Here is a 2,952-nt window from a genome sequence, read left to right as displayed (position 1 = left end):
ACCGCCTGAACACCCACGTCTCCCACGCCATGCGCGAGTTGATCGCCGAGCGTGCATGGCTGACGGTGTTCCTGCTTCCCGCCTACTCGCCCGACCTCAACCCCGTCGAGTGGGTCTGGGCGCACGTCAAACGAAGCCTGGCCAACCTCGCCGTCATGGCCCTCGACCGACTCGAGGCCCTCGTCCGCAACCGGCTCAAGCGCCTGCAGTACCGCCCCGACACCCTCGACGGCTTCATAGCCGGCACCGGCCTGACCCTCGACACCCCGACCTCACCCTGACGAGCCGAAGTCAGTAACGCCGCAAGTCCCTGATCCATAAAGGTGATTATTCACGCTCGTGACCACGTACGGTCACCGGTGTGGCGGGCTTCACGGGGAACTGGCGACAGTTGAATACGCGAGCCCGCCAGTACCGAGGCCGGTCCTGCCCAGCGGCGCCGTCTGCGGAACCGTGGCCGCCGTTCCGGCTGCCCCGCCTCGCCGCCGGCTTCCCGGCCTGTGGGACCTGCCTGCCGCGGGCTGACGTACGGTGTCCACCGGCCGGGTCTGATTCACCACCCACCGGTGATCGGCTTTTCACCCCGGCCTTCTGTGCCCCCGAACCAGTGCTCTGGCACGGGGGCACAGCCGCGCCTCCCCTACCGGGCGATCCCGTTCCGGGAGCCTGCGCCCATGACCGAAATCTTCGAGCACGCCCCGCAGATCTGGAACGCCGCGCAGCTCCGTGACGCCTTGAGGGATCTTCCCGACGACGCGCCCATTCGCATCGGTGTCGCGGAGGATCCCGGTGACTTCGACGGGTACCGCGGGGGTGTTCTCGTGGATGCGCACCGGGTCGAGAACTGGTGGCCGGCCACCGCCACCGAACCGGAGCGCACCGAGACCGAGAAGGCGCTGACGCTGTTCGTCGACTGGGAGCCGGGGGCGTACGACCTCCTCGACTGAACGGGACGCATGCCGGGTCAGGTGTAAAGGGCGCCCTGCGCGTCCCTGCGCGCTGACGTCAGCGTCGGGTGATGGTGCAGCCCGCTTCGTTGACGACGCGGGCTACATGTCGCGGTCGAACCACTTGCTGATGTCCGCCGCATCTCGGCGTTGGTGCGCATCCGAGCCCGCCAGTCGTATGGCCGGCCGAATGTCGGGTGGGCTGTCACCGGCGTCTGCTGCTGGCGGCCGGTGATGTGGCTGGGGGTATCAGGGCAACCGTTTCTGCGGTGAACCTGTTCACTCCTGCGGCTGATCATCGAGTGGTCCGGGCCGGGTGAGGTCCCGTCAGGCGCTATCACGGCGTGCGTGATCAAGAACTTGATGCGCGGCCTGGCCGCGCTCTCCCTCACCCTCGCCCCGCTCGCGGCCACCACTCCGGCCGCCCACGCGCAGGCGGCCGAGCCGACTGTGCTGCCGATCGGCGCCGCGGTCTCCGCGCTGCCGCTGGGCACCGAGTCCCGCGACGGCTATACCCGCAGCAGCTTCCGCCACTGGAACGCCGGCGCCAACCCTGGCGACGGCTGCAACACCCGCGCCGAGGTCCTCATCGCCGAGGCCGTCACCCCGCCCACCGTCGGTGCCCGGTGCGCCCTGACCGGCGGCGCCTGGTGGTCGTACTACGACGAGCAGACGGTGACCTCCGCGAGCGGCCTGGACATCGACCACATGGTCCCGCTCGCCGAGGCCTGGGACTCCAAGTAGGCGGAATTGAGCTCAACGCATCATTCTGCTCCCACACGCTGACGGCTTGGGGTAGGTCGGGGATGGGGTTGTCACTCGTAGAGGTGACGGTAGGTGCATTCTGACCTGCGGCGGGGCGTTCAACGCCACGATGTTGCATCAGATGCAACCGTGGGAGCTGGTGTGGTTTCTACCGATATGCCGGGCTCATCCAGGGATCTCGATCAGACCATCTCGGGGCGTGCCTCCGGATTGCTGGCGAGGCTGTCGAAGTACTCGTCGATCAGGTCGATCAGGCCGGCCACGGCGTGCTGCTCAGTCTCGGGTGACCAGGGCTCCTCGGGGCGGCCATCGGGAAAGATCAACTTCTCGGCCAAAACCCAGTACACCAGGTTCCCGCCGTAACCCAGCTTGGCTGCGAGCCACTCCCTGAACCCGTACAGCAGGACTTTGTCGGAGGCGATGCCATAGCCGTTGAGGAACGCGACCACCGCCCCGAAACTCACACGGCCGACGAACAGTTCCGGGCTCCTCCTGAAGCGGGCCCAAAGGTCCTGGTACGACCACGTCGGCTTGCCCCGGCCGCGGCCCCAGGCAGCGGGCACGTGCCTCAGGTCGGTGCCGACCCCCCAGGTGGAATACGAGACCGCCTCCGGCCCCACGCCAAGGGCCGCGAGGAGGCTGCCCGCGCGGGCAGCCGGATCGACAGGCCCACCCTTGCGGGTCCACACGTGGGTTCCCGGAGCGTCCCCCTCGTGGTGGGTGACGACGAAGTCCGTCCCGTCCAGCACGAAGAACGCGGCCCGCACATTGCCGTGCCCGTCCCACGAGCTCTCAAGGGTCAGCTTCAGCCGCCGCGCCACCGCCTCCAGGTCCACTGAGAGCAGCGCCAGCGAGCTCAACGGCCAGGTGGCGCTCTGAAACATAGACGCCTGCCGCGCCGGATTACGCCTACTCGCCGGGAGCTCCGTCGCAGGCTCCCAGTCATCCTCTGCATCTGGTACTTCGATCATCTCGGTCACGGCACATAGTCAACCAGTACGCGATCTCGATCCTGCTGGACGTCAGTTGTTCACGAAACTCCGGTCAGAGCTATAACCGAAGAGCTCCGCCAAGGCGAATACCGCACAACGGGAATGACGCTCCCCGCCAGTCGGGGCCTCGGCCTGGACCGCGGCCCGCCGCGAGGCCTACGCCAACGACCTCGGCCAGGCGTCCTCGCTCGTGGCGGTCACCGCCCGCACCAACAGGTCCAAGGCCGACCAGGACCCCGCCCAATGGC

Annotated in this window: 3 protein-coding genes and 2 pseudogenes; 4 read left to right on the top strand and 1 reads right to left on the bottom strand. The window is 68.0% G+C overall.

Annotated features, from left to right (window positions below; translation table 11 throughout):
• The 3 genes and pseudogenes from EAO76_RS41660 to EAO76_RS41650 form a co-directional block, all read left to right on the top strand.
• The coding region (locus EAO76_RS41660; protein WP_262375519.1) for a transposase at positions 1–281 on the top strand (281 nt) is incomplete at its 5' end.
• A 393-nt stretch (positions 282–674) separates the two neighbouring features.
• A complete protein-coding gene (locus tag EAO76_RS41655; RefSeq protein WP_148841439.1) occupies positions 675–947 on the top strand; it encodes a DUF6225 family protein in 273 nt (90 codons plus the stop codon).
• A 348-nt stretch (positions 948–1,295) separates the two neighbouring features.
• Positions 1,296–1,685, top strand: a pseudogene (locus tag EAO76_RS41650) (HNH endonuclease); the annotation flags it as partial.
• Between the two features lie 209 nt (positions 1,686–1,894).
• Here the strand turns inward: EAO76_RS41650 and EAO76_RS41645 are convergent.
• On the bottom strand, positions 1,895–2,692 hold the full coding sequence (locus EAO76_RS41645; protein ID WP_148841437.1) for a hypothetical protein: 798 nt from the start codon (positions 2,690–2,692) through the stop codon (positions 1,895–1,897).
• A 133-nt stretch (positions 2,693–2,825) separates the two neighbouring features.
• On the opposite strand from EAO76_RS41645, the pseudogene EAO76_RS47065 reads away from it, so the two are divergent.
• Positions 2,826–2,952 (top strand): annotated as a pseudogene (locus EAO76_RS47065) (HNH endonuclease); the annotation flags it as partial.

Source organism: Streptomyces sp. sk2.1, assembly GCF_008120935.1.
Taxonomy (GTDB): domain Bacteria; phylum Actinomycetota; class Actinomycetes; order Streptomycetales; family Streptomycetaceae; genus Streptomyces.
This window is presented reverse-complemented; position numbering and strand designations above follow the sequence as displayed.